Source organism: Methylophilus aquaticus, from assembly GCF_030769565.1.
Classification (GTDB): Bacteria; Pseudomonadota; Gammaproteobacteria; order Burkholderiales; family Methylophilaceae; genus Methylophilus; species Methylophilus aquaticus.
On record NZ_JAVCAP010000016.1, the window covers coordinates 1 to 26,758 of the forward strand.

Annotated in this window: 24 protein-coding genes; 6 read left to right on the forward strand and 18 right to left on the reverse strand. The window is 48.6% G+C overall.

Annotation, left to right across the window (positions count from 1 at the left end):
* Positions 1-142: 142 nt before the first annotated feature.
* Both Q9291_RS08515 and Q9291_RS08520 read right to left on the reverse strand, forming a co-directional pair.
* Positions 143-820 (reverse strand): DUF6445 family protein, encoded by a 678-nt coding sequence (locus tag Q9291_RS08515; protein ID WP_306389614.1) that lies wholly within the window; start codon positions 818-820, stop codon positions 143-145.
* A 115-nt stretch (positions 821-935) separates the two neighbouring features.
* A complete protein-coding gene (locus Q9291_RS08520) occupies positions 936-2,192 on the reverse strand; it encodes a porin (protein ID WP_306389681.1) in 1,257 nt (418 codons plus the stop codon).
* A gap of 498 nt (positions 2,193-2,690) precedes the next feature.
* On the opposite strand from Q9291_RS08520, the gene Q9291_RS08525 reads away from it, so the two are divergent.
* Positions 2,691-3,179: a hypothetical protein gene (locus Q9291_RS08525; protein WP_306389615.1), complete on the forward strand. Its 489-nt coding sequence runs from the start codon at positions 2,691-2,693 to the stop codon at positions 3,177-3,179.
* 9 nt (positions 3,180-3,188) lie between these two features.
* Here Q9291_RS08525 and mutY read toward each other — a convergent pair whose 3' ends face one another.
* The 4 genes from mutY to katG form a co-directional block, all read right to left on the reverse strand.
* Positions 3,189-4,238 (reverse strand): A/G-specific adenine glycosylase, encoded by a 1,050-nt coding sequence (gene mutY, locus Q9291_RS08530; RefSeq protein WP_306389616.1) that lies wholly within the window; start codon positions 4,236-4,238, stop codon positions 3,189-3,191.
* A complete protein-coding gene (locus Q9291_RS08535; RefSeq protein ID WP_306389617.1) occupies positions 4,238-7,003 on the reverse strand; it encodes an AsmA family protein in 2,766 nt (921 codons plus the stop codon). The genes mutY and Q9291_RS08535 overlap by 1 nt, the downstream gene beginning before the upstream one ends.
* A 35-nt stretch (positions 7,004-7,038) precedes the next feature.
* Positions 7,039-7,842 carry an undecaprenyl-diphosphate phosphatase gene (locus tag Q9291_RS08540; protein ID WP_306389618.1) on the reverse strand — a complete coding sequence of 268 codons (804 nt, stop codon included), beginning with the start codon at positions 7,840-7,842 and terminating at the stop codon, positions 7,039-7,041.
* Between the two features lie 100 nt (positions 7,843-7,942).
* Positions 7,943-10,129, reverse strand: coding sequence for a catalase/peroxidase HPI (katG, locus tag Q9291_RS08545; RefSeq protein ID WP_306389682.1), 2,187 nt, complete (start codon positions 10,127-10,129; stop codon positions 7,943-7,945).
* Between the two features lie 350 nt (positions 10,130-10,479).
* On the opposite strand from katG, the gene Q9291_RS08550 reads away from it, so the two are divergent.
* Positions 10,480-11,439, forward strand: a complete 960-nt coding sequence (locus tag Q9291_RS08550; RefSeq protein WP_306389619.1) for a hydrogen peroxide-inducible genes activator — start codon at positions 10,480-10,482, stop codon at positions 11,437-11,439.
* Here Q9291_RS08550 and Q9291_RS08555 read toward each other — a convergent pair.
* From Q9291_RS08555 to cutA, 8 genes are all read right to left on the reverse strand, one after another.
* Positions 11,436-12,524, reverse strand: a complete 1,089-nt coding sequence (locus Q9291_RS08555; RefSeq protein ID WP_306389620.1) for a DUF3426 domain-containing protein — start codon at positions 12,522-12,524, stop codon at positions 11,436-11,438. The genes Q9291_RS08550 and Q9291_RS08555 overlap by 4 nt on opposite strands.
* Positions 12,515-13,417 carry a 50S ribosomal protein L11 methyltransferase gene (gene prmA, locus Q9291_RS08560; protein ID WP_306389683.1) on the reverse strand — a complete coding sequence of 301 codons (903 nt, stop codon included), beginning with the start codon at positions 13,415-13,417 and terminating at the stop codon, positions 12,515-12,517. Before prmA ends, Q9291_RS08555 begins: the two co-directional genes overlap by 10 nt.
* 2 nt (positions 13,418-13,419) lie before the next feature.
* On the reverse strand, positions 13,420-14,769 hold the full coding sequence (gene accC / locus Q9291_RS08565) for an acetyl-CoA carboxylase biotin carboxylase subunit (RefSeq protein WP_306389621.1): 1,350 nt from the start codon (positions 14,767-14,769) through the stop codon (positions 13,420-13,422).
* Positions 14,770-14,893: 124 nt separating this feature from the next.
* Positions 14,894-15,340, reverse strand: coding sequence for an acetyl-CoA carboxylase biotin carboxyl carrier protein (gene accB / locus Q9291_RS08570; protein ID WP_306389622.1), 447 nt, complete (start codon positions 15,338-15,340; stop codon positions 14,894-14,896).
* A 29-nt stretch (positions 15,341-15,369) separates the two neighbouring features.
* Entirely contained in the window at positions 15,370-15,810 is a 441-nt protein-coding gene (gene aroQ, locus Q9291_RS08575; RefSeq protein ID WP_306389623.1) for a type II 3-dehydroquinate dehydratase, read from the reverse strand.
* Positions 15,811-16,007: 197 nt separating this feature from the next.
* Positions 16,008-16,535 (reverse strand): TlpA family protein disulfide reductase, encoded by a 528-nt coding sequence (locus Q9291_RS08580; protein WP_306389624.1) that lies wholly within the window; start codon positions 16,533-16,535, stop codon positions 16,008-16,010.
* Positions 16,528-18,348 carry a protein-disulfide reductase DsbD gene (gene dsbD, locus Q9291_RS08585; RefSeq protein WP_306389625.1) on the reverse strand — a complete coding sequence of 607 codons (1,821 nt, stop codon included), beginning with the start codon at positions 18,346-18,348 and terminating at the stop codon, positions 16,528-16,530. Before dsbD ends, Q9291_RS08580 begins: the two co-directional genes overlap by 8 nt.
* Before the next feature lie 6 nt (positions 18,349-18,354).
* Positions 18,355-18,708 (reverse strand): divalent-cation tolerance protein CutA, encoded by a 354-nt coding sequence (cutA, locus tag Q9291_RS08590; protein ID WP_440971584.1) that lies wholly within the window; start codon positions 18,706-18,708, stop codon positions 18,355-18,357.
* Positions 18,709-18,720: 12 nt separating this feature from the next.
* Here cutA and Q9291_RS08595 point away from each other — a divergent pair, with 12 nt between their 5' ends.
* From Q9291_RS08595 to Q9291_RS08605, 3 genes are all read left to right on the forward strand, one after another.
* Complete coding sequence (locus tag Q9291_RS08595) at positions 18,721-19,191, forward strand: FxsA family protein (protein WP_306389627.1); 471 nt, start codon at positions 18,721-18,723, stop codon at positions 19,189-19,191.
* Positions 19,192-19,218: 27 nt separating this feature from the next.
* The gene (locus Q9291_RS08600) at positions 19,219-20,229 is read left to right on the forward strand and encodes a CDP-6-deoxy-delta-3,4-glucoseen reductase (RefSeq protein ID WP_306389628.1); all 1,011 of its coding nucleotides are present in this window, start codon (positions 19,219-19,221) and stop codon (positions 20,227-20,229) included.
* A gap of 111 nt (positions 20,230-20,340) precedes the next feature.
* Positions 20,341-20,730: a YidB family protein gene (locus Q9291_RS08605; protein WP_306389629.1), complete on the forward strand. Its 390-nt coding sequence runs from the start codon at positions 20,341-20,343 to the stop codon at positions 20,728-20,730.
* Between the two features lie 43 nt (positions 20,731-20,773).
* Here the strand turns inward: Q9291_RS08605 and pyrE are convergent, their stop codons facing one another.
* Positions 20,774-21,421: an orotate phosphoribosyltransferase gene (gene pyrE, locus Q9291_RS08610; protein WP_306389630.1), complete on the reverse strand. Its 648-nt coding sequence runs from the start codon at positions 21,419-21,421 to the stop codon at positions 20,774-20,776.
* A gap of 26 nt (positions 21,422-21,447) precedes the next feature.
* Between pyrE and Q9291_RS08615 the strand changes: the two genes are divergently transcribed.
* Positions 21,448-22,221: an exodeoxyribonuclease III gene (locus Q9291_RS08615; RefSeq protein ID WP_306389631.1), complete on the forward strand. Its 774-nt coding sequence runs from the start codon at positions 21,448-21,450 to the stop codon at positions 22,219-22,221.
* Positions 22,222-23,218: 997 nt separating this feature from the next.
* Here Q9291_RS08615 and Q9291_RS08620 read toward each other — a convergent pair.
* The 3 genes from Q9291_RS08620 to Q9291_RS08630 form a co-directional block, all read right to left on the reverse strand.
* Positions 23,219-23,716, reverse strand: coding sequence for a phage virion morphogenesis protein (locus Q9291_RS08620; RefSeq protein WP_306389632.1), 498 nt, complete (start codon positions 23,714-23,716; stop codon positions 23,219-23,221).
* A 107-nt stretch (positions 23,717-23,823) separates the two neighbouring features.
* Complete coding sequence (locus tag Q9291_RS08625) at positions 23,824-25,134, reverse strand: phage head morphogenesis protein (protein ID WP_306389633.1); 1,311 nt, start codon at positions 25,132-25,134, stop codon at positions 23,824-23,826.
* Between the two features lie 2 nt (positions 25,135-25,136).
* Entirely contained in the window at positions 25,137-26,756 is a 1,620-nt protein-coding gene (locus Q9291_RS08630; RefSeq protein ID WP_306389634.1) for a DUF935 domain-containing protein, read from the reverse strand.
* Positions 26,757-26,758 lie beyond the last annotated feature (2 nt).

Genomic DNA, 26,758 nt, shown 5'->3' on the forward strand with positions numbered 1-26,758 from the left:
CGTGGGTTCTTCGGGTACGTTTCATTGCTTTCTTTCTCTGCTTTCTGCCGCCTATCGGCTGCAAGGTTAAGCAAGAATATCACTTAAAACACTGTCCAGTTTTCCGGGTCCACCTCTAACTGGGTATCGATGACTAAACTAATCAAACCTTGACTTGTTGACTGCGCCACACTGGAAATGAGCTGTATTTCTGTGCATCAATGTTACTGACGAAAAAGACTTGCGCCAAACGTGAGTCTTTTAACGTTTGACCAAAAAAGTTATTTGCCGCATGAAAATGGCGGCCTTCATACAAAATTAACGTGTTATAGACATTATTAATACGCACAATTTCATCAAACATACTGTGATAAGCCGTATTCATTTTTACAGTACCCTCGGCAAAACGCTTATCGTTTTGTTTTAAAGCTTTTTCATAAGCGTCCGGATCAAAGCTTTTGTTTGGTTTGAACAATGAGGTGCCGGAATCCAAAGGCGCATCCGGGCTTAAATACAACACTGCTGCAAACACTGCATTGCCGTCGGTATGAATCACACCGCGACCATAGTCTTCACTCACGCTTTGAAAGTTAGTCGAAATAGCCCAGCGCATGCGCTCATGTTCAGAGTTATGAAACAGAGAAATAATTTTGGAACTGACTTTTTCAAATAAAGGCTTGTTAATCACGGATAAATCTTTGGTCCTCGCACCAGGAAAAACGTACGGAACATCTTTTAATTGGTGTCGGTATTGGTATTTTTGATTCAAGGCAAACGTGCGCACCGCATCTGGATCTTCGTAGAAGTTTTCAACAATGGTCACGGGATATAAATTCATCATGGATAAGCAGTAATAGTTAAATGAGGACAAACACATCAAGAATACTAAAAAAAACGGCAACCGAAGTTGCCGTTTTTTCTGTTTTTAATTTATTGCAGGTTAACCTGCCACTAAATTAGAAGAACAGGATAGCACCCAATGAAATGGTTTTTGCTTTCAGATCTGTATCAGCTGCAGCACGAACGTTTGTTTCGTCTTTAGCTTGTGAGTATTCAGCAACCAAGTTCAAGTGTTTGGTCAATGGGTGGTAAGCACCAACTACCCACATGTTGTTTTTGATTTCGCTGAATGAATCAACGCCATTGCCGTCCAGTGTTGACTCACCGTAAGAGGCTGCCAATTTAGTACCTGCACCTGGAACAGTGTAAGAACCTTGAACATACCATTGGTCAGAGTCACGACGTTTGCCGGTAGAGTCGAAACCGTTCAACAGTTGCACAGTTTGGCCGATACCTTTGCCTTTACCGTAGTAACCAACTAAACCGAAATCAGCAATTTTCAGTGCTGTACCGATATCAAATGCAGTTGCGCGCTCATCAGTATTGGTTAAAGTGTTAGCTGTTGCAGCTACTAACGCTGTACCTGCTGTGTTAATGCCTGCAGCTGTTGCATTTGTCAAACCTTCAACTTTTTGTGTGATTGCAGAAACCCACACTTTACCAGCAACATCACCTGTCCACTCGTAAGAAGCTTTACCTTCAAATGCTGGAGCAGAACCTGAACGCTCTGTAGAGCCAACGCTGCCAGTACCTGTAGAAGCCAATGCGTTCCAGCCTTGTGTTACACCAGCTGTGAATTGGAAGCCATTCCAGTTTGGTGAAGTGTAAGCAACTTGTGCTTTCCAGTCAGCATACATAAAACCGCGACCGATACGACCCAAAGTTGTTGTGTTGCCAGCCAAAGAACCAGCAGCAGAACCAACGCCCAACAGAGTTTGGTCATTCAAGATAGCGTCTGAAGCGTAGATGCCCAGATCTTTACCCAGTTTGATAGAACCCCATGAAGCATCACCGAAAGTCAGGAATGCTTGACGGTTTTCTTGTTGTGAGCCTTGTACACCTGCGTTTTTAGTAGAAGCACCTGGGTTGATGCTGATTGTGAAACCAACATCCAGATCGTTCTGACGTGTTTTACCAGATACGCTCAGATAGTTAGGCAGCAAACCAGTAGTGATGTTGCTTACGCTGTCACCATTGCCACGTTCACCTGCAGTTGCGTCATCGCCGCTGAAGCTAGTGTGTGTGTAGTAAGCGTTAACCACGCCACCGATGTCCAGAGTCCAGTCACCAGCCGGGATTGTGATACCAGCTTGTGCGCTAGAAGCGGCAGCAAACAGAGCTGCTGCAACTGCTACGTTTAATTTTGTGTTCATACGAATCTCCAAAAATGTTGTTTTCACAACTTGTGTAAGGATATTGCTTTGTAAGCGAGCCTTTAAAAAGGCCACTATTAAGAACTCCCTCAGAATCGCTCAGAGCATTTCCAAGAAGGTCAGTGCAATTCTGACAAAATGGCTTAAGGTGGCGCAAGTGAATACGTCAAATTGCTTAGGCCAACTTAAAATTGTTGTAAATCTACAACAGGTTATTGCTGTTTGTTGGAGTAAAGTTTAAATCTGTACCGTTTTTTGTGTTTTTTTATACTTTGTGGCCAATGTGGCTTCTGTTAGCATAAGTCTTACTTTTGGCACTTTTATTGACAAGCGTGATCAATATAAATAGAGACTTTATGCACGAACAAAAAAGAGACAATAAATAGTTAACAAAAGAATCAATCGCCTGTCATTCCCGCTTTTGCGGGGATGATGAAGTGATACGTTTTTAGGATTTACTATGATTCGTGCAAAAGTTTCGAATAGTTATTTAGGAGAATGATGATGGTATCCGACATTCAATTACGCTCACGCTTTATGGACACGTTAGATTGGTTGTGCCAAGTGATGATCAGGCATTCAAATGGTTTTGATGTGGCATTGGTGCGCATTGCGTATGGCGACGACAACAGTTTAGGCGAAGCTTACGGCGCACCAGAAGCATTGAGACAATTATCTTTGTTAACACATGATTTGCAAAAGGCATTTAGAAAATCTGACCTGGTGGGGCGTGACGGGACAGATTTTTGGATTTTATTTCCTTATACCCGAATGACCGAAAATATTTATGAAAAGTTGCTGGATGTTTTACAAGCATCCAGCCATGAGAATCTGAATATTGTGAATAGAGAAGTGACTATTTTTGAATTGCCACTGATTTACCGGGATAATCAATTGCCGGAACAAGCATTGGAGTTGTTGCATTATTTGAAACTGCATCAGCCACAGCTTGCCAGCCATGTGTTTAGATTGGCATCTACGATTTAAATGGGTGATTTAAATCAGTGGTGGAGTTGACTTCAGGTTTTTAAGCAGTGTTCTTACCGGCGCAGGAATGGCCGCTGTGATGGCGTCGTCAATCGATAGCCAGCACGTCGTTGCTATTTCAGGCTGACGCACTCCGGTGAGCTGTAATGGTTGTGGCGTAATCTCGAGCTTGAAATGGGTAAAGGTATGCCATAACACGGGCAATGTTTCTAAAGGCTCTGTCGCGAGACGATATTTTTCATAAGCAGCCTGACAGGGTATTTCTTCCTGCTGCACTTCAGGCAAACTCCATAAGCCGCCCCAGATGCCATGGTTCGGGCGCTTCTCGAGCAAGATCTCACCGGCATCCATAATCATCATCATCGTGATACGTTTTTCCGGCATTGCCTTGCGTGGTTTGGGCGAGGGTAGCTTGGATACCCTTTGCTGCTGATAAGCCTGACAGTCGTTTTGTAGCGGGCAAGATAGACAACGTGGTTTGCTACGGGTGCACAGGGTTGCACCAAAATCCATCAGGCCCTGAATATAGGCTGGTAGATTCAGTTGAGGCAGCAAACTTTCGGCAAGGCTCCAGCATTGCTTTTCAATCAGTGGCAGGCCTGGCCAGCCTTCGATGCCAAACACACGTGCAAGTACCCGCTTTACATTGCCATCCAGAATGGTTTGACGCTGATTGAAAGAAAATACACTGATGGCGGCTGCCGTAGAACGGCCTATGCCTTTGAGTGACTGGATACTTTGAAAGTCTTGCGGAAACTGGCCAGAAAATTCACGCATGATGGTTTGTGCGGCATGATGCAGATTACGTGCGCGGGAGTAATAGCCCAACCCGCTCCAATACTGCATCACTTCGTCCTGACTCGCCGCTGCCAGGCTGGCAATGGTGGGAAAGCGTTCCATAAATCGGCCATAATAGCCAATGACAGCGCTGACTTGTGTCTGTTGCAACATGATTTCCGACACCCACACGGCATAAGGATCTTTACTTTGTTGCCATGGCAGATCATGGCGGCCATGCGTACGCTGCCAGGTGATAATTTTTTCAGCAAACGCACTCACTAGAAATTCAACAGCTTTTTAAGCGCCTTTTGTTTCAGTTGGTCGGCAGGTTTGGTTTCTTCTGCCGGTTTTTCTTCTGTTGGGTTTGCGTCGCTGGGTTTTTCAGTGCCAGTGTTTGTGCTTTCACTGGATGACTTTTTGTTTAACAGGCCTTTGAGGGCATCAGTTTTATTGCTGCCATTGATCAGTGACTTGACCGCATCTGCTTTGTCACCCCCCAATTGATTGGTTAAAGCATCTAAAGCTGCTGATTTAGCCAATGCTTGTCCGAGTGCGGCCATATCAATACTAAATTTAGGCGCAGCAAAGGCGCCTGTAACCTTGATGGGAATGCCCACACTACCGAGATCGCCTGCTTCTTTGCCACCTTGACCCTTGAGCGAATTGACTAATGTAGGTTTTGCAAGGTAATTGATTTGTTCTTTGCCGATATCGATATCGCCTTTGCTTTCACCCTTGGTCAGGCGAAAAATGGGTGCCTTCATCGCCAGATCGTCATTGCGCGCCACACCGTTTTTAATGTTGAAGCTGGCGGTGAGTTCGCTAAAGTCAGTTTGTTTGGTGTTGTCAGTTGCGGTGGTGGTTTGACCCTTAAGCACATTCAGTTTGCTTTTGGCATCGCGAATGGTCCCGGCAATATCAATCCCTTTTACAGTGCCATCCGCCATGCGTAAATCAGCCGTGCCGGACAGCGACTTTTTTAAAGCAGTCACCGTGGCTCCCTGTGCCGCAACATCCAGGCTCACATTGCCCGTCCCAGACAGCATGTCATTATTAATGGTTTCTGCAAGCAGTGAACCTACGGATATGTTTTGCAGGGTTTGCTGAATATTGATGGCCGGTGTTGCGCGCGCATCCAGTTTGACTGCGCCACGTACCGTTCCCTGATAGACATCTACATTCAGTGGATTCAGGCTGGCTACTCCGTCTTGTGCTTTCAACCCGATATTCAAGTTTTTGGCCTCGGTTTTGCCATATTTGAGTTGACCGATGCGGATGCTGCCCTGTGCATTGAATGCCTTGAGTGCAGACAAATCAAGAGGCTGCTCCGGATTGGCATTCGCTGATTTTTCAGGCGTTTTCTCATTGCTTGCGGTTGAACTGTTAGCCGTTTGTTGTGGCATATAGCGATTAAGATCCAGCTTGTCGATATTCACATCAAAGGTGTACAACGGTTTGCTGAATTGGCTGATGGCCAGATTGCCCTGAATGCGCGAGTCATCCAGCTTGACATCCAACCCTTGCAGGGCAAGCTTTTGACCATCTGCTTTGATGCCCACATTAAGTCCGGTCAAGGTATATGGGGTGTAGAGAATTTTCCCGATATTGATGCTGCCATCAAGAAACAGGGTTTTCAATACGCTAAAATCTGCTGGTTTATCGGTTTTGCTCGTACCGGATGCTGTTTTTTGTGCAGTGACCTCGGCCTTTTTACTGCCAGTGTTCCCCAGCAGGGCATTCAGGTTGAGTGTATCTGCGTGTATTTTGAAGCCAATATGCGGCGTTTTGAAACCGGCAACATTCACATCCCCGTTCAGTTTTGTCTCTGCCAGCAGCAGATTAAACACGGTTTTCACCTGCTCCTGCTTGATATTGGCGTTAAGCGCCAATTTAAACTCGCCATCCATTGCGCCTTTGGGCACTGCCGGATCCTGAATGTGAAACTGGCCTGCCAGCGCCGGGATATCGAACACCATGTCAGCCAGATTGGCTTTTACGGGAGATGCAAAGTGGCCTTCAACTTTGCGCGTACCTGCATTCACCTGTACATCGGCAGTAATGCCTTTGCTCTCGGCGGCTTGCTGATTGCCTTTGAGCTCAGCCAGTGCCACTTCCAGTTTCAAATCGCCCTGGGCATCTTGCTGTTTTAGCGCCAGCAACACTTTTTCGCTGGAAATCAGCTTGGGGTTGACTGCCATGGCCGGCGCTTGCAAGCTCACCTCACGTGTGATGCCGTTAAAATCACCTTGCATTGCCAGCTTGAGCTCCGTCACACTCAGCGCCGCTTGCGCAGCATCGACATCCACAGCACCTTGTGCGGTCACCACCACATCTTTGCCATCCAGCAACGCCCCTTTAATCTGCGCATCCAGGCCTTTTACCACAAAGTGTTTGGCCTCAGGGTCGGCCATGATATTGGCTTTAATCACGGCATCGGCATTGACCTGTGGCTGGTTGGCGGTCACATGAAAGTCCGCAGCGATATCGAATGGTGTTTTCAGGGCGACCTGGCCGGTCGTGACATTCAAATGCTCGACGCCATATTTTGCGCCGGACCCTTCATTGATATAGCTGGCTTGTGTATTGGTGATTTTGATACCCTGCACATCAAAATTAATTGGCTGGGAGGGGTCGTCTTCTTCCTTGCTCAGCAAGTCATCAAAGTTAAAACTGCCATCCGCATGCTGGATGATATTGATTTGTGCGCCATTGAGATACACGGTATCAACGACGATTTCTTTTTTTAGCAAAGGCAGTATAGCCAATGCCACCTTTGCACTTTTGATGGCAGCAAATTGCTGGCGCGCATGATGTTCAGACAGGCTTATTTCGCCGAGATCTGCGCCAATCTTTGGCCAGAAACTGAGTTTGATGTCACCCTTGATCTCTAAAGTACGCTGTTTTTTATCCTTGACCAGCTGAATGACGGTGGATTTGTAATCATTCGGATTAAACGTAACGGCCAAATAGACGACGAGCAAAATCAATACAGCTAACAGGCCGCCAAAGCCGATCATTATTTTTTTCAGAATGGAAGACTTCATTACAATCCCTTATTTTGATTGCACATTTACGACGATTAATGGGCAAAAAAGACCAAAATCAAGGTGCCAAATATAATCCGGTACCATGCAAATACTGCAAATGAATGCTGGCCGACAAACTTGATCAGTGCACGGATCACCACCAGTGCAGATAAAAATGCGGTGACAAACCCGGCCATAAAAATCAGTGCATCATCGAGTGATAACAAATCGCGGGCCTTGAGCAAATCGTAACCGGTGGCAGCGAACATGATAGGCAAGGCCAAAAAGAACGAAAATTCAGTAGCCGTCTGACGGTTGAGGCCAAAACACATGCCACCCAGAATGGTTGCGCCAGAACGCGAGACACCGGGAATCAGCGCCAGCGATTGCGCAAAACCGATCTGCAGAGACTGCTTGAGGCTGATGTTATCAATGCTGGCCACTTTACCCTGTGGCACATATTTTTCAATGATCAGAATCAGTACGCCGCCCACAATCAGTGCAATGCCCACCGTAAAGGAGGAAAACAGAAATTCTTTGATTTGGTGATGGAAAGCAAGGCCCAGAATGGCTGCAGGTAGAAAAGCCACCATCAGGTTACGCACCAGATGCTGCGCATTGGGGTCGGTCTGAATGCGTTGCACAGTTTGTAACAAGCGTTGCCTGAACTCGACGCATACCGCCAGAATTGCGCCTAGCTGTATCATGATTTCAAACACATCGCGTTTTTCTTTATCGAGAAAATCCAGCCACTCGCCTGCAATAATCAAGTGCCCGGTGCTACTGACGGGAATAAATTCGGTCGCGCCTTCGACCAGGCCCATAATGACGGCCTTCAGCATAAGTATCATATCCATGGCTGTATTCTAGCAGACCACGGCAAAGATGATGATTCATGATTTACATAAAAAAACAGGACCCTGCTTGCACAAGGTACCTGTCTGGATTAAAACAGCATTACTTCAAATCAAAGCGGTCAGCATTCATCACTTTGACCCATGCTTTTACAAAGTCGTGTACAAACTTTTGCTTGGCATCGTCCTGCGCATAGACTTCAGCGTAGGAACGGAGCACGGAGTTGGAGCCAAACACCAGATCAACGCGGGTCGCTGTCCATTTCACCGCACCTGATGTGCGATCACGCACTTCGTACAGGTTTTTTCCTGTGGGCTGCCATGTATAGCGCATATCGGTCAGGTTGACGAAAAAGTCATTGCTGAGCACGCCGGGTTTGTCAGTAAACACGCCATGTCTGGTACCGCCATAATTGGTGTCCAGCACACGCATCCCGCCAATTAACACCATCATTTCTGGCGCAGTCAGGCCCATCAGCTGGGTTCGATCCAGCAACATTTCTTCTGGTGTGGGTACATAATCCGCTTTCAGCCAGTTGCGGTAGCCGTCGTGCAGTGGTTCCAGCACGGCAAATGAATCTTCGTCAGTCAATTCAGCACTGGCATCGCCACGACCTGGCGCAAACGGTACGCTGATCGCAACACCTGCCGCTTTGGCCGCCTGTTCCACGGCTGCTGATCCGCCCAGTACAATCAGATCGGCTATGCTGACTGGCTTGGCAAACCCTGCCTGGATATTTTCAAGCGCGGCAAGTACCTTTTGCAGTCTGGCGGGTTCGTTGCCTACCCAGTCTTTTTGCGGCGCCAGACGAATGCGCGCACCATTGGCCCCGCCGCGATAATCAGAGGCACGGAATGTACGGGCACTGTCCCAAGCCGTCGCTACCAGTTCACCGGTGGTCAGTCCGCTGGCCAGAATCTGCGACTTGAGCGTAGCAACATCGGCATCATTCAAATCGGCATTACCTGCGGGGACCGGGTCTTGCCAAATCAAGTTTTCTTTTGGTACATCCGGCCCCAGATAGCGTGCTTTGGGTCCCAGGTCACGATGTGTCAGCTTGAACCAGGCACGGGCAAATACTTCAGAGAAATAAGCCTGGTCCTGATAAAAACGCTCCGAAATTTTGCGGTACTCCGGATCCTTGATCATCGCCATATCGGCATCGGTCATGATCGGGTTGTAGCGTATGCTCGGATCTTCTACATCTACCGGCTTATCTTCTTCTTTGATATGCACAGGTTCCCATTGCCACGCGCCTGCGGGGCTCTTTCTCAATTCCCATTCGTGCTTAAACAGCATTTCAAAGTAGCCGTTATCCCATTGGGTCGGATGTGTTGTCCACGCACCTTCTATGCCGCTGGTCACGGTATCGCGACCTACGCCACGGCTGGTGTGGTTGTTCCAGCCCATGCCTTGTTCGTGCACATCTGCGCTTTCCGGGTCGGCGCCCAGGTTGCTGGCACTGCCATTGCCATGAGCTTTGCCTACAGTATGCCCCCCCGCAGTTAAGGCGACGGTTTCTTCGTCGTTCATCGCCATCCTGGCAAAGGTTTCGCGGATATCTCTGGCTGTACGTAATGGATCAGGATTGCCATCCACGCCTTCTGGGTTCACGTAAATCAGCCCCATCATCACAGCGGCCAATGGGTTTGCCAGTGCGCGGTCACCACTATAACGGCTGCCCTCAGCGCCCGTTTTGGCTAACCATTCTTTTTCATTGCCCCAGTAAATATCTTTTTCCGGGTGCCAGATATCAGCGCGTCCTCCCGCAAAGCCGAATACTTTCAGCCCCATCGACTCATAGGCCATGGTCCCGGCCAGCACAATCAAATCTGCCCATGATAATTGATTGCCGTATTTCCTCTTGATCGGCCAGAGCAGGCGGCGGGCTTTATCAAGGTTGACGTTATCCGGCCAACTGTTCAAAGGCGCAAAACGCTGGTTACCGGTCCCGGCACCGCCGCGGCCATCCGCCACGCGATAGGTCCCGGCGGCGTGCCATGCCATGCGGATCATCAGGCCGCCATAATGGCCCCAGTCAGCTGGCCACCAAGCCTGGCTATCGGCCATCAGTGCTTTCAGATCATTTTTGACCGCTTGTAAATCCAGCTTTTTAAATTCATCTGCATAATTGAAATGCTCGCCCAGCGGATTGGTTTTGCTGTCGTGCTGATGCAAGATATCCAGATTTAATGCATTTGGCCACCAGTGGGTATTTGAAGCGCTTACAGTGCTATTTGCGCCATGTGCAAAAGGGCATTTACCCGCGGTATTTGTCTGATTGTCCATCATAAATCTCCTGTTTTGATTTCAATCCATTAAAGACTGAATTGGTTGTAATTGCATCAATTAATTTCCGCAATAATTATTTCATCACAAGTGAAAGAAATAATTCAAGCATTTGCATCACGATTTAGTGACTAGCGGCGTAAGCCGCCAATAGTTCTAAACATACGTGTGACGCATGTTGCATCCATAACTGCATGGTTTCTCCTTTGTTTATTGTTACTGGTGATGACTTGAAGCTGATTTTAAATAGACTCTTTGCATTTGTATAATTGTAAGTTTTGATTTTGTTGATTAATAAAATTAATCAATTTAAACTTAAGTTCTGGATGGAAGATTGGAGAAACACCCGCATGACACTGATAGAACTGAAGTTTGTATTGGCCGTGGCACAAGAACGTAACTTCCGGCGTGCTGCCGAAAAATGCTTTGTGACCCAGCCCGCACTGAGTTTGGGCATTAAAAAGCTTGAAGAAGAGCTTGGAGTGACTCTTTTTGAGCGTAACCGTAACGAAGTCACTCCAACAGAAATTGGCCAGCAAATTATTGTACAAGCCAACACCGTGTTGGAGCAGGCAGCCAAAATCAAGGCGCTTGCAAAGCAAGGCAATGATCCCCTGAATGGGCCGTTCAAGTTGGGTATGATTCACTCCGTAGGGCCTTATCTGTTACCAGAAATGATTCCACCGTTGGTGGTTACTGCACCGCTTATGCCTCTTGAGGTGGAAGAAAATATTACGACCACTTTGGAGCAGCAGCTTAAAAACGGGGTGATTGATGCAGCGGTGGTGGCGCTTCCGTTTGATATTGCGGGCATCGAAACCATGCCGCTGTATGACGAGGATTTTAATGTGGTGGTTCCGGTACATCATCCGTGGGCGACACGCACAGCGATTGACCCTGAAGAGCTCGGTCATGAAAAGGTATTGTTATTGAATGCTGGCCACTGCTTTAGCAATCAGGTCACACAAGCTTGTCCGGAGCTGAGCCGCAAAGGAGAAGTGTTGCAGGGTAATTCACTGGAAACCATCCGTAACATGGTAGCTTCGAATTTGGGGATTACTGTGTTACCCGCAATGGCCACTGCCACCCGTTACCAAAATGCACTGATTCGTGTGATCCCTTTTACAAGGCCTGCACCTAGCCGACGTATTGCACTGGCATGGCGTAAAAGCTTTGTCAGGCTGGCTGCCATTGAGGTGTTGGGTAAAGTGATTGCTGATATTGGCAAACAGATTGTTCAGACTGAATATCCAGGGAGTGACATCCAACAGCAGGCAAGCGGTCTGCAAACAATCAAAGCGTTGCGTTAGTAGGCGATGGCTACTCTAAAACCTGCCACCTCTTGGTCCGGCACCCCTAAAAGGCTGTTGATGCGGATTTCTTGTTGAGCTGCAAGGCCTTCATCTTTGTTTAGGGCGGTGGGTAGGTATTCCTGAGGTTTGAGTATACGTCGCAATACTGGCTCATCGCTGGTATTGGTCAGGGTAAGCTCAATCAAAGGATAAGCCTGCGCCACTTGTGCATGATTCATCAATACGCTTGAAAACACCAACACGCCATCGCGCTCACGGTGCTCCTGTATATCGGCATCGTCAATGGTGAATTGCGCAATATCTTGTGGCAAGCTGAGCTCGCAATGGAGCACGCGACAAAAGCTCTGCAGCAAGGGTTTTGTTTGCGGATAATGCGCAATCAGGTGCGCGCGCGAGAAATACAGCAACTGAATTAATACTGCAAGTGTACACAGAACCATAAGCCCAAAATACGCGGACTGTTTGGTCGATGACGGGGCTGGCTGAGGCGGACGTTCATCAGAGAGTGAGACATTGCGCAAAAATTCCGGCACTGAGGGCTCTGCTATTGCGGTATCGGCGGCGATTGCCCCACTTGCCAGCAGATCGTCCACATGCAATGCAGGATGCTGAGTCAATGTAATTTCTTGCAGTGGTGCATCTTGCGTCTCAACGATCTCTTGACGCGCATCTATAGCGTCTGTAAGTGTTTCATGCTCAGGCTGTGTGAGTTGCTTATCTGCGCTATCGGCCGCAGGGATAAATGCATCATACTGCTGAGGCTCTGGTGAGAAAATCCCATCTGACTCGGATGTATCCAGTACATGTGCAGGTGATGTATAAATTTCATTCGGTTCTGCAGAGGCTGTTTCGGAGATAGATGCCGGGATTTTTGAGGTGGTAACCGATGGATTAACTTCTGAATAAACATCAATAAGCGGTGATTGTGGTGTGCCCGCATCTTCTGAATTCAGTAGGTGTGCTGCAGCATCAAACACATGCTCACATTCGCCGCAGCGTACTTTGCCCCGATAGGCATGCAGCTCGGCTTCTGTGACTTCAAATTGTGTTTGGCAGGCTGGGCATGCCGTGATTAGAGACATTTCTTGGTTCCCGTCAGCAAGACCCATCCTTCTTGCTGGATGGGGGCATCCATTTCAAACCACTCGGCATAGTGTGTCAGCAACATGGTCTGCTGACTTTCCAATATGCCGGATAATGCAACTTTACCGCCATTTTTGCAAGATTGCGCAATCACTGGCGCCAATACCATCAGGGCGCTGGACAGGATATTGGCGACCACGATATCAAACTGGCCATGCAAATAATCCGCAGAATCGTAAAACACGGCATTCACCTGATTATTGGTCGCATTGTCGCGACTGGAAATCACTGCTTGCGGGTCGATATCGACACCCGTAGCTGTGGCTGCCCCCAGTTTTTTGGCGGCAATGGCCAGAATGCCTGAGCCGCAGCCATAATCCAGAACGTTGGCATTGCCTACTAAGTCGGCCGGTAACTGTGCCAGCCAACTTAAACACAAATGTGTGGTTGGGTGGCTGCCTGTGCCAAAAGCTAACCCAGGATCAAGCACAATATTGATGGCATCAGCATTGGGTGCCTGATGCCAGGAAGGTACAATCCAGAGCGTATCGGTGACCCGGATCGGATCAAACTGGGCCTGTGTTGCACGCACCCAGTCTTGCTCTTCAATCTGTTCGAGTTGATATTTCAGGCCATCCAGCTGTAATTCCGCCTGCACTGCTGCCAGTAAGGCAGGCACATCGGCATCGGATGCCAGCATGGCGGTGACAATATTTTGTTGCCAGATGCCCGGCGGCGGATCACCCGGTTCGCCGAAAATGGCCTGCTCGGCCAACGTGTCCGCGTGCGCGTCTTCGATACTGACAGAAAGCGCACCCAGGTCCATCAGGGCATCACTGAGCTGATCGGCCTGTTGCTCGGTCGATTGAATTTTAAGGAGTAGCCAATGCAACATTATTTCGAGCTGATACCCAGCTTTTGCTCCAGATAATGAATGCTGGTACCGCCTTGCTGGAAAGCGAGGTCAGCCATCAGGTCAGCATGTAATGCTGTGTTGGTTTTAATCCCTTCCACATACATCTCTGACAGCGCTACGCGCATTCTGGCAATTGCCTGCTCACGCGTTGCACCGTGGGTAATCAACTTACCGATCATCGAGTCATAATGCGGAGGCACGGTATACCCGCCATAGACATGGGTATCCATGCGCACGCCAGGCCCGCCAGGCATATGAAAGCGATTGATAAAGCCGGGTGAAGGCACAAAGGTGTAAGGATCTTCGGCGTTAATCCGGCACTCAATGGCATGGCCATTCAGGTGTATATCGCGTTGACGGAATGGCAGTTTTTCACCAGCTGCAATGAAAATCTGCTGTTGCACCAGATCAATACCGGTAATCATTTCAGTTACCGTGTGCTCGACCTGTAAACGGGTGTTCATTTCAATAAAATAGAACTCACCGTTTTCATACAGAAATTCAAACGTGCCAGCACCACGGTATTTGATCTTGCGGCAAGCCTCGGCACAACGTTCGCCAATTTTTTCACGCAATTTTTCAGGCATCAGTGGAGAAGGTGCTTCTTCAATAATCTTTTGATGACGGCGCTGCATAGAGCAATCGCGATCACCCAGATAGACCGCATTGCCATGTTGGTCTGCCAAAATCTGGATTTCGATATGGCGCGGATTTTCCAGGAATTTCTCCATGTAAACCATGGGGTTGCCAAAAGCAGCTTGCGCTTCGGCACGGGTCATGTTGACTGCGTTGATGAGTGCGGCTTCTGTATGCACCACGCGCATGCCGCGACCTCCCCCCCCCCCCGCTGCTTTAATAATGACCGGGTAACCTACGCGCTTGGCTGTTTTGATGATTTCTGCCGGATCTTCTGGCAACGCACCTTCAGAACCAGGCACGCATGGCACGCCAGCTTTTTTCATCGCATCCTTGGCCGAGACCTTGTCACCCATCAGGCGAATGGTTTCAGCGCGAGGGCCAATAAATACAAATCCGCTTTGTTCTACACGTTCAGCAAAGTCTGCATTTTCTGACAGAAATCCATAGCCCGGGTGAATGGCTTGGGCATCAGTGACTTCAGCTGCACTGATAACTGCTGGAACATTCAGATAGCTTTTAGCGGAGGGTGCAGGACCAATACATACAGACTCATCTGCCAGTTTGACGTATTTAGCTTCTTTGTCAGCTTCGGAGTGAACAGCAACCGTTTTAATCCCCAGCTCGCGACACGCACGTTGTACGCGCAAGGCTATTTCGCCGCGGTTGGCAATGAGTATTTTCTCAAACATATTCACTCCGCGTCTCAATAGCCGTGTGGCTTTCAGCCACAACGCAATTTAACTTCGTTGCTGCACTACCTAACGGTAGCTGGTCGCCGTGGTTGGCAATCAGAATTTTTTCAAACATAGTGTTTTAACCAATCAGGAACAAGGGTTCGCCGTATTCCACAGGCTGACCGTTTTCAACAAAAATCTTCTTAACCACACCAGCGTATTCGCTTTCGATTTCGTTGAGCAGCTTCATGGCTTCGATAATACATAATGTATCACCGACATTTACACTGCTACCTACATCGACAAACGATTTGGCATCAGGTGAAGAGGCTCTATAAAAGGTCCCAACCATCGGTGATTTAACAATTTGGCCTTCTGCTTCAGGGGCCGCTACCGGAGCAGGCGCTGCGGGTGCTGCAGCGCTAGCAGGTGCAGAGGCGGCTGCGACATATTGGGTTACAGGCATTGCACTGGGGGCCATTGCGCGACTGATGCGTACTTTTTCTTCGCCCTCAGTGAGCTCCAGTTCGGAAATGCCTGATTCTTCGACCAGATCAATCAATTTTTTGAGTTTGCGTAAATCCATAAAAACCTCGATTTAGTATATTTAGAGTATTAGTTTAATTGCTGGATGTAGCGATATGCGGCGTAATAACCCTCGGCCCCGAGACCGCAAATTACGGCCGTAGCCATATCACTGAAATACGAATGGTGTCTGAACGGCTCGCGCGTATGTACATTGGATAAGTGCACCTCAATAAAAGGGACCTTTACCGCGGCAATCGCATCACGAATCGCGACAGAAGTGTGGGTAAACGCGGCAGGATTAATGATGATGTAATCCATACGATTAACCGACAATGCATGAATTTTCTCGATAATCTCGGCTTCAGCATTGCTCTGGAATGTTTCAAGTCTGGTTTGATCCGCATGCGCCAATGCTTGCAGATGTTGATTGATATCCGCCAGTGTCTGGTTGCCATAATGCTGCGGCTCACGTGTGCCGAGCATATTTAAATTGGGTCCGTGAATCACCAGGATAGATTTGGTGCCCATTTCAAATGCCTCTTATGGAGAAAAATACAACTTTCATGACGTTGAAGTTTGCCGAAGTTATTGCATTTTGTCCAGAAGAATTCGCAGTTTAACGAAAATCGGAAGCCGCCAATACGGTTGAGATTTGGCTGCTTTGTGCTTGTATCATGCGGCGACCAGGCTTTGCTCTGGCTAAAAAAGCCGCCAAAGCAGAATGGCTAATTGAGTGCGTTTAGCAGCATTTTCTGGTTAATACGGCCAAAGAATGTATGCGTGATCTGACCTTGCGCAGAAATAATCACCGTGTAGGGAAGCACGCCCTTGTCATTGCCCAAGGCTTCCGCCAGCGACATGTCTTCTTCAGCAATCAACAACGGATATTTAACCGGCGTTGTCTGCATGAACTCATGGACGGCTGCTGCTTCATCTATGGCGAGTCCCAGTACAACGATCTCGGAATGTGCCTGGGCAAACGTTGAAATCTCTGGCATTTCCTCGCGACATGGCTCGCACCAGGTTGCCCAGAAATTGATAATCATTGGCTTGCCCTGATACTGCTTTAAGGGATAAAGCCTGCCTGCACTGTCATGCAAGCTGGTTGCCCATAACAGAGTGACGGCTTCTTTCCCGGGTAATTTGGAAGCAGATGGCGAGATTTCAGCCCAATTTAGATAAATCCAGCGGATGCCGCTGCCAAGGACTACCATCAACAGCAAGGTCATGACCAGGCGGGCAACACTACGCATTAGCGCCTCCTGTGTGCAGATTTTTCAAGCTTTCCAGAAAGCGTCCGGCAGGTTGATAGCCTTTGATGATCGGGGTCAGCTGCTGACCCTGCCCGTCGAAAAAGATGATCCCAGGCGGGCCAAACAATTGGAACCGCTTTAACAAAGCTACATCATTCGGGCTGTTTGCGGTTACATCCGCTTGTAACAACACCATGTGCTGCAAGCGTTGATGGACGGATGGCTCGTTAAATACAAACTGCTCATATTCTTTACATGACACACACCAGTCGGCATAAAAATCCAGCATCACTGGTTTGCCCTGCGCGGCTTTGATCGCAGCGTCCAGCTCGGCCACCGTGCGTACGCGCCTGAAATCCAGCGCAGGCACGCTGCCTGCTTGTGCGGCCATCAGGCCTTGCAGCGGCTGGAGGGGTGAGCGTGCGCCAGACCATGCGCCAATCAGTAATGCGACGCCATAGAGTAACAACATCAGGGCAAGCCCTTTAATCACGCGCTGAGCGGTGGCCGCGGCTTCTGGTAGCGGGTCAATCGCACGCATGTAAATAGCGGGCACAATACACAGCGCTGCCCACAGTAATAACTGCACGGCCACTGGCAGCAGCGGGCTGATCACCCACACCGCCACCGCCAGCATCAGTACCCCAAATAATGACCGTACGGTATTCATCCATGCGCCAGCTTTTGGCAGCACCGACCCGGCAGAAGCGCCTATCAGCAGTAGTGGCAAGCCCATCCCCAGCGAGAGTGAAAATAAAGCCATTGCGCCAAGCGCTACATCATTAGTCTGGCTGATATAGAGCAAGGCGCCTGCCAGGGGGGCGGCTACACAGGGGCTGATGATCAGAGCCGAGATGGCACCCATCAGAAAATCACTGAATAAGTGGCCACCTTTGAAGCGGTTGCTCCAGTTAAAGAACATGTTTTCTACTGCACTCGGCAGCTTGAGTTCATAAAAACCAAACATTGAGAAAGATAGCACTGCAAATACCAGTGCTCCGCCAATCAATGCCAGTGGTGTTTGCAAGGCGTTGCTCAGCAATTGACCTGAAAGGCCTGCGGCTACGCCTGCCAGGGTGTACGTCAGGCTCATACCCAGGGTATAGGCCAGTGACAAGGTAAGCGCTTTTGTCCGGGAAGTATGTGCATTTTTACCGACTATGATGCCAGACAAAATAGGAATCATCGGGAACACGCATGGCGTGAATGCCAGCAATAAACCGGCACCAAAAAAACCTGCTACGATTTGCCACCAGTGACCTGTACGCAATAATGTGGAAGACAATTCATCGTCAGAAGCAGTGGTATCCGCCAGTGGCAGCGCTGGTGGGAGGGTGGATTTTGCAAGCCCGGTATCTGCGGTCAGACGAAGCTGTGCGGTTTGTGGCGGGTAACACAAGCCCTTTTCACTGCAACCCTGATAGCGCACTTGCAGCACTGCAGGTGCCGCGCCAGTGAATGTGACAGTGGCTGTGGTGTCATGATGAAACACCTGTTGTTTGCCAAAGTTCGGGTCGTTTTTTTCATCGCCCTGCGGCAATGCCAGCGCGGCAATGTTGCCTGCCTCGTCTTCCGGGACTGTGACTTGAATCCGTTCGCGATACAAATAATGTCCCGGGGCCACCACAAACGTGACTTGTGCACGCGTGTCGTCCTGCAAGCTTGCCATGACTTGAAACGCTTTTTCAACGGGCAAAAAATCCTGTGATTCATCATCCACCAGTAATCGGCTAAAGCCTATATCTGCCAGCGATGACGTGCTGATGACCATTAACAGGGTCAAGGCTACCAGCCGCTGTATCCATCTATTCATTAAGTATTACTCCTTGGGGCCGGTTTCTGCCATCATCCATTGTAAATATTCTGGCAAACCCTCGTTAACATGGATAGCTACAATCTCGGGAAGTTCATAAGGATGCAGCGCCTTAAGCTTGGTCGCCAGTGCCGGGTAAACCTTACGGCTTGTTTTGATGGTCAGGCCGATTTCCTGTGCCTGCTCCACTTGGCCCTGCCAGCGATAAACAGAAGTGACCGGGCTTGAAATATTCACACATGCCGCCAACTTAGCATTAACCAGTGTTTGCGCGATGGTCTCTGCACATGCCATGTGCGGTACATGCGTAAACACGATTATAATTTCATCTTGTTGCGTCACAGTGGCGCACTCCACCACAGGACGACTGACATGCGTTTTCTCATCTTTGCTATTCTACTGGCTTTTCCGTTTCTGGAGATAGCCGTCCTGATTGAGCTTAGCCAGCGCTATGGCTGGTGGGTACTGGTCTATCTGCTGACCATTGCTTATCTCGGCCTGAAATTGATTCGCAACGAAAAAGACCTTATTGCCGCGCGCATGTTTCAGCAAATGGGCGCGGGTGGTAACCCACTGGCAGCCATGTTCTCAACCGCACGCAATATGTTTGCTGGCGTACTGTTGTTAATTCCTGGGGTCATCAGTGATGTGATTGCTGTGATTTTGCTGTTGCTGCCGGCAGGCGTCACGCCCGCTACGGGCGCACAAAGCGGGCCTTTTACCGGCCGCCCCAGTGCAAACGACGAAGTGATTGAAGGCGAATTTACCGAGGTGAGAGAGCATAGCGCCCGTGAGCCCGCGAATGGCAATGTCGTCCAATTGCCACCACGCAAAGATTCTTAATATTTTTATGAACGGACCGTTTTAGCCATGCACCGTGTACTGATTGAAAACAGCGGCCACACCTTTGATGTCCGCCCCAGCCAAACTGTGCTTGAAGCAGCGATTCAGGCAGGCATCAACTTGCCCTACGGCTGCCGCAATGGCGCCTGCGGCGCCTGCAAAGGCAAAATACTCACTGGCAAAGTCGTGCACGACGACTATCAGGGCAATGCGCTCAGTGACGCCGAACTGGCGACAGGCATGGCTTTGTTTTGTTGTGCGCGTCCGCTCGAGGACCTGGTGATTGAATGCCGTCAAATCGAGGCCATTCAGGGCATTAAACCACGCATTTTGCCGGTGCGGATACAAAGCAAGGAACAACTCACCGACGATGTCATGGTGCTGCAGCTACAATTGCCTGCGACTGAAAGCTTCAGCTTTATGGCCGGACAATATATTGAATTCCTGCTCAAGGATGGCCGCCGCCGCGCTTTTTCGATTGCCAATGCACCACACGAAAGTGGTTTTATCGAGTTACACATTCGCTTGATTGAAGGTGGGCACTTTACCGCACAAGTCTTTAATGAATTGCCGGTCAAAACCATACTGCGTATTGAAGCGCCGTTAGGCAGTTTTTATTTACGCGAACAAAGCGATAAACCCATCATCATGGTGGCTGGAGGTACGGGTTTTGCCCCGGTCAAAGGCATGATAGAGCATATGATTTTTAACCAGAGCCAACGTCCGGTGATGCTCTACCGTGGAGTACGTCATGTCAATGATTTGTATATGGATGCACTCTGCCAGCGCTGGACGCAATTTATGCCCAATATTCAATATATTCCAGTGATTTCAAACGGCAGTGATCAGGATGGCTGGCAAGGCAGGCGTGGCCTGGTGCATCAGGCTGTGCTGGACGATTACGCCGATTTAAGCGGGTTTGAAGTTTATGCCTGTGGCGCACCGGGGATGGTGGACACTGCCAAAGAAACGTTTACCAAGCAAGGCTTGCCTGACGAAGCATTTTACAGTGACGCGTTTACGTTTGCGCCTCAGTAAGTCAGCGTACACAAACAGAAAATGGGTTAAAACTGCTGTGTAGCCAGTCAGGAGTAACGCAGTTGCACCTGAAAAATCAATAAAAATTCAGTAATTATTTAAGGGAACATAATGGGATTATTTGATAACGTGGCTGGTGCCATGATGAACAAAATGATGGGCGAAAAAGCGCCCCTGGCGAAACTGGCCATGGAGCTGTTTCAGCAATACGGGGGCTTACCCGGTATTTTGCAAACGCTTAAACATGGCGGATTGGATGCACAAGTCGACTCATGGGTGGGCTCAGGCGCAAACCTCAAGGTAGATGCGCAACAAATCGGTGCCGCCTTAGGCAGTTCGGTGCTGGCTGGCATTGCAGGCAAGCTGGATATGACTACCGAACAATTAAGCCAGAAAATTGCCGAATATCTACCTGATGTGGTGAATCAGCTCACACCCAATGGGGTCGTGGAAAATAACCCGGCGTTAATCATGTCCCGTTTAATGGGCATGCTGAAGTAAATCAAACGCGTATCTACCCGCTTGATTGAATGGGTTTAGCGCCTTAACGCACGCAATATTGTGCGCGGTAGGCTTCAATTGCCGGAAAGTATTGCGCCAGCTTGTCGTTGCCTTGCAGATAGGCAAACAGATCTGCCAGTTTGGCAATGCTGACCACAGGCATCTGGTTGGTTTGCTCGACTTCCTGCACGGCTGATAACTCGCCCAGACCTTTTTCCTGTCGGTCCAGCGCAATACTGACTGCGCAAGGTATCGCGCCAGCATGGCGGATCAGCTCGACTGATTCGCGGATGGAAGTTCCTGCAGAAATCACATCATCTATAATCAGTACGCGGCCTTTCAATGCAGCACCTACCAGCGTGCCGCCCTCGCCGTGGTCTTTGGCTTCTTTGCGGTTATACGCGTAAGGGTAGTTTTTCCCCAGGCGCACAAAGGCAATGCTGATGGCGGTGACCAGAGGAATACCTTTATAGGCCGGGCCAAACAGCATGTCGAATTGCAAGCCAGACTGTAGAATGCTGTTGGCGTAGAATTCACCCAGTTTGAGCATGCTTTCGCCATCATCAAACAGGCCCGCATTGAAAAAATAAGGGCTCAAACGCCCCGCTTTGGTTTTAAATTCACCAAAGCGCAGTACCTGTTTCTGGATGGAAAAAGCAATAAAGTCGGCACTTAATGTGTGGTCAGTCATTTTTAAAAGCAGAAAGTATGTAAACAATGCGTATTATAACCTTGAACCTGAATGGCATACGGTCAGCCTGTAACAAAGGCTTTTTACCCTGGTTGGCCAAGAGCGGCGGTGACATTGTGTGCTTGCAGGAATTGAAAGCACAAGCCGGTGATATGCAGCCAGAAATGTTGCAACCCCTTGGCTACCACGGCTATTTTCACTATGCCGAGAAAAAAGGCTACAGCGGCGTAGGCATTTACAGCAAACAGCCTGCAGACAAGGTCATCATAGGCCTGGGCCATGCGCCAATTGATGCAGAAGGTCGTTACCTGGAATGCCAGTATGGCAACCTGAGCGTGGTGTCTTTATATCTGCCCAGTGGTTCCAGCGGTGAAGAGCGGCAGCAATTCAAGTTTCAGGTGATGGAAGTGTTTTTGCCGCATCTGGAACAATTGATTGCGAGTGGGCGCGAGGTTGTGATTTGTGGTGACTGGAATATTGCCCACCAGGAAATTGATCTCAAGAACTTCAAAGGTAACCGCAAGAACTCCGGTTTTTTGCCAGAAGAGCGTGCGTGGATGACGGATGTGCTGGAGCGTGTGGGTTGGGTGGATACCTATCGAGCCTTGTACCCGGATACCACGGATGACTGTTACACATGGTGGAGTAACCGTGGTCAGGCTTGGGCGAAGAATGTGGGCTGGCGGATTGATTATCAGCTGGCGACGCCAGTGTTGGGTGCAAAGGTGAAGGCGGCGAGTGTGTATAAGGCGGAGCGGTTTAGTGACCATGCACCGTTGATTGTGGATTATGTGGATTGAGTAAGGAAGGTTGTTCTTTTTAGATTGCTGGGATAGTGCGTTCCGGTATTTTAGCTGAGGTGTAGCAGGCTTTTGGCAAAGCACGCTCTTTGCGTGCGCTTCACCGATACTTAGCTGGCTCTCTAGGGCTGTCATTCCGGGGTTGGCCGGAATCCAGGCGGGGTCAACACTTCAACTTGGACGCAATCGAAGGGCGTGTACTTAACCTACTGCGAGTACTTGTAGATATCTCTTCTGAGGTCCATCTTTCTGTTTCGCCTCTCGGCGAGTAACTTTTCTTTGCTTGCACAAAGATAAAGTCACCAAAAGAAAGTGCACCCCAGCTTCCGCTTGTTTCCTGCGTTGCTCTGCTAAGGACTTTCGTCCGTTGCTTTGCCAGACTTAGGCATAAGCGCTCACGAAACTCATCCTAGCGGCCTGCACAAATCGCAGGCCGCCGCGGGATTCGGACAGCCGCTCGTTTGATCTTATTTTGCCTGCGCTACTCGGCGCGGCAGATGGGGACCCCTAACACCAGGTGAGCGCCACCCTTTGTGGATTAAAGAAAAGAATTTGAGTTTTTGAACGGTCCAAATTTCAACAGTGTGAGTTTGGCGAGATAAATCCCATCCCATCACGCTGAGTAGCGGAAACAAAGTAAGGAAGAAGGGAGCGACTGTCTGAGCTCCGCGGCAGCTTGCGTAGTGTAGTATGGGGGGTGTGGAATCTGGACAGTCACAACCGGGCGGAATTGGCCGACTCGCCGCGTAAACACTAGATTCTGTGGATAAACATAAAATCATTGATTTCTGGACAGTTGCGGTAAATATTCGGGATAAAAATACGGGGTAATAGAGATTAATTAAAATTTAATTAGGGTATAAATCCCCATTAAATAGCTTTTAATTAATTTTTAAACACGATTTAATACAGCTAATAAATAGTCATTGGCTACATCTTCAACGAGTCTTTGATCGCTCTCTGGATATCCGCCCAATTGACGCGCAGGTTTTAAGACTTATTTTTTAAGCACATCTAGCAAATAATCATTAAATGTATCGGCAATTGCAGAGGTTGCATCAGCGGATAACTCAACATTGCTGCCATCGGAAACAAAAGGTAAATAAGGTCTAGCTGGAATTTTAACTTTCCGTCCACGGCCAGCCATGCCACCAAATTGGTGTATCGCCGCGTATGCTTCTGATCCGCCACTGCCAGCTTGTATGGTTACACTTGAGTCTTCCACTGTGTAAAGCACACTTCTGGCCAAAGAGCCGTCAATTTGAAGTTTTTTACCAGGCCATTGACCTTTTTTCTCGCGACTATTTATTGTTGCTTCTGCAAGAGATTGCCATTCGCCAGCTGGGCCTGATTCATCTGCAAAATTGCGCTCTGTTATATCAACAACTTCGGCGCCAATACCATGTAGCAAAGCGGAAGGATGCTCAAGTGCATTGGTTAAAGCATTTAATACGTGTAACAAGTGCCTATTATCTAGATTGACTTCAAATTGCATTTGGTATTATCCTAAATGTAGGTGAATGATGTGAGGGTGCGGACTCCAGGGGAGTCGCCACATTAATTAATGTGATTCTCCCGTTCGAGTCGGGTAAGCATCATCGCCTATTCTTTAATATATCTTGGATTATCGCCAAGACTGTATTTCTCAAAGTTATCATTTATGTCATAAAAAACCGTTGATACAACAGCTTTGCCATGTTTATCTTGAATGGCCATCAATATTTTTTTGCCAGATTTACCTACGACTTTGTAAATAAGCGCATTGTCTTCGGTGTCGATACGAAAGTCTTGTGCATTACTGATTAATATCGGCAGAACCATGAAGTCATCTACAGTCAACTGCATATTAAAATCTGAATGACGTTGTGCTTTTTTACCAATTATAAGATTGTCCTGAAACTCTGCCACCGCGTTAAACTGGTCATTAATGTATTTTTGGGCTAGAGCTAGTGCTTTACCTTTAACAACAGTAGCGGTGATAGATTGATTTTGTGTAAAACCATAGTCAATTACGTTTTTTACAAAACCACGCCAAGCGTCCATTCTTGGTTTGCTCAGTAAAATATCCTGCACCTGATTTAAATAGTTAGGTGTGAGCTGCTTGGCTTGCCTCACCAATAACTTATCCATGATTGGTGAGGCAATTGGCGATGAATTAAAGCCTACATCTGGCCCTACCCATATAGATTTGCCGTTAGGCTGCTGGAGCATAAACCCTGTGCGCTGTGCAAATCTCACCTCACCAGTACGCTTATCCACACCCGCTTTGACTGTTTCAGTTTTCAAAATACCAGAGGTATCTGTGGGCGTGATGCCTTCGCGCTTTAGCGCCGCCCGAGACATAGCCACTGCACGACAGCGGCAATTGTAACCATTGGGCGGGTAGCCAACATTTGTAAACTCATCATCTATACTAAAAACAACGCCATCTAGTGCGCGATGCGTTGGGCGGGTGCGGCTATCCAAAATAGCCACATAGCGCCAATAGGGGTGAGTGGCTTTGGCTTCCATCATGGCTTTATAGCGGCCAGCCATGTAGGCCGATTGCATATTAGTCTCACGAATGGTCTTTAACCTACGCGGGCTACCGAGTTGCACCATTTGTGCATTTCCCGCAGGGTCAACGATGACTTGTTTACCCCACCACCCCTGTTGTTGAAGTATGGGTGTCAGGTTGTCAATAAACTGTTTTTGAGTACCGCCATTGACCAATTGATTTTTAAGCTCAGATTTAAGAGACTGCAAAATGTCTATCCGCGCTGCCTTGGCAACCGTAAAGCTACGCGCGTTTACTGAATCTAAAGTTTCGTGCCAATCCCATGACAAACGCATGCCTTTTTTCTCAAGGTATGCAATCGCATCAGCGGGTTTCATACCAAACATCAGCTTAATATCAGACTCATTCAGCTGCATTATTAACCCAGCATGTCTTTTTGTGCTTCAAGTTTTCCAAGCACCTCAGCCACAAACATAATTTGTGTCAGTCTGTCTTGCAAAGCTGATTCGTCAGCATTCGGCCAGCTTTCTGCGAGTTTTTCCAAAATCTGCGAATCATCCGCACCATTTTTAATGTCATTGATTAAACCAGCTAACCAAGCCGAGGCTATCTCCTGAAAATCCAAGCCCTTTAATGCCCTATCAAGTAGAGGTTGAAGCCCTGCATCTACTGCTTGTGCGCCCTGAGTTTTTGCCAATGCAGCCAAACGGCTAAGTGCGCCGGTGACAGGGTTAGCATTCAGGGCCGTAGCTGGTTTATTTTTATTATCGACAGGGTTAAGAGGTGTGGCCTCAGCAGGCTTGCCAAGCAGCGCCGCGCCTTCTTTGGCACGTGGGATTTGCATAACTTCGTGTGCATATTCGACCTCGATTTCCATGCCAAGCGCCACGCCTTTTTCAAGCACGGTCACCATCTTTTGTTGGTCTACACTCTCTTGCGTGAGATATTTGAATTTAGGCATGCGGCTTGGCTCAAACATGCCGTTGTACATATTGATTGGGGCCAGCAGCTGCTGGTTGATGGTCGGCTCCATGTTGCCAACATCGTGAAGCAGGATCTCGCGACGCACTTTGTCATAAACCATAATGCGCGCTTCAGTGGTGGTTTTACCGTCCAGGTCACCGCCTAAAATGGCTTTGCTTTGCTTTTCTTCCCAATAGTGGACTGCATCCAAAAAGTCATTAATTTTTCCCGCTGCTGTGGCCTGAATAAATTCAATACTCATATTGCCTGGCACAACACCGGCACCATCGTTACCGATAGAACGCACTGCGCGCAGCAGCTCATCGCGTGATTTTTTGTCGATACCAGCGGGATATTTACCCAAGCGCAACGGCAAGCCATACAACTCTAAAAAGCGCTGCATGTCTTGCACGTTGTAGGCTTTATAGGCGTAGGTCCAGGCCAATACGCGGAATAAGGCTGCGTTTTCAATATAGCCAGATTTGGCTTTATGGATATGCTTGATCCAGCCATACGGGCGCAACTCTTCCGGCATGCCTGTGCCGTTATATTTGAGTTCTCCGGTGTCTTGGTCAGTGACAAACATTTGCTGCGGCACGTAGTGGTAGCACTCTGGCAACCACACGTCACCTTTTTTCCACTCCATCTCGACCATGGAGAAGACCTTGCCAGTCGCATCGGCCAGGTCATACTGCATTTGCTCAAAGCCATTGTTTTCGCGCAGCATTTGCTCAAGTTCTGTTGTGCGTTTGAGTTCGCTATCATTGGCATCATCTGGTGCCTTAAGCTGCCAACCTAACGAGGTGATTGCACGCTTGCGTTTTGCCATATCACCAAAAATATGCGCGTCGTGCTCTTCAATCAGATTAAACAGTTTGCTTTGCTCGGTGATCTGGCCCTGGTCTGCCATTGCAAAAGCATTTGCCAGCCGTGCAGGCGGGATAGTGATCACGCTCATATAGTTGAGCGTGTGGCCCAGGCTTGAGCGTGGCCCGGTCTGCATGTCTGTTTCTGGTGTTGGGCGGCTGGCAGTTTGTTTTGCCAGTGCTGCGCGGCGGTGTCTGTTTTTTGCCATGT